Annotated in this window: 1 protein-coding gene; it reads right to left on the bottom strand. The window is 73.7% G+C overall.

Annotated features, from left to right (window positions below; all coding sequences use genetic code 11):
* The coding region (locus I6F37_RS41305) for a gamma-glutamyl-gamma-aminobutyrate hydrolase family protein (protein WP_225154566.1) at positions 1–368 on the bottom strand (368 nt) is incomplete at its 3' end.
* Positions 369–426 lie beyond the last annotated feature (58 nt).

Here is a 426-nt window from a genome sequence, read left to right as displayed (position 1 = left end):
GGTAGACCCACCGCATCGGCAGCCTCGAGCAGGCTGAACTCCCAGCTGTCCCGGTCCCGGCGCAGCACGCCGGTCTTGGGGTGCGGCGTCTGGCCGTAGCGTTCCGGGTCGATGTCGGCGCCGCCGCTCACGATCAGCCCGTCGAGCCGGGACACCACCTCGGCCGCCCCCTCGCTCTGCGGGGGCAGCAGCACGGCGACGCCGCCGGCCGCCTCGATGACCCGGGCGTAGACGGTGGGCAGCAGGTCGGCCGAGGTCTGCCAGACCCCCCAGGCCGCGGACTCCCGGTAGGTCGTCAGACCGATCAGCGGTCGCGGTCGCCCGGTGTCAGGTCGAGGAGGCGCCGAGGTCAGGTTCGCGTCCGTCATGGGCTCCATGCTCACAGATCCCCGGGCGCCGCCCTCAGAGCGGGGTGACGTAGGCGCC

It is taken from the genome of Bradyrhizobium sp. NBAIM08, from assembly GCF_020193935.1.
GTDB classification, from domain to species: Bacteria; Pseudomonadota; Alphaproteobacteria; order Rhizobiales; family Xanthobacteraceae; genus Bradyrhizobium; species Bradyrhizobium yuanmingense.
The sequence above is the reverse complement of the archived record's forward strand: the minus strand, read 5'-3'. Positions and strand labels throughout refer to the sequence as shown.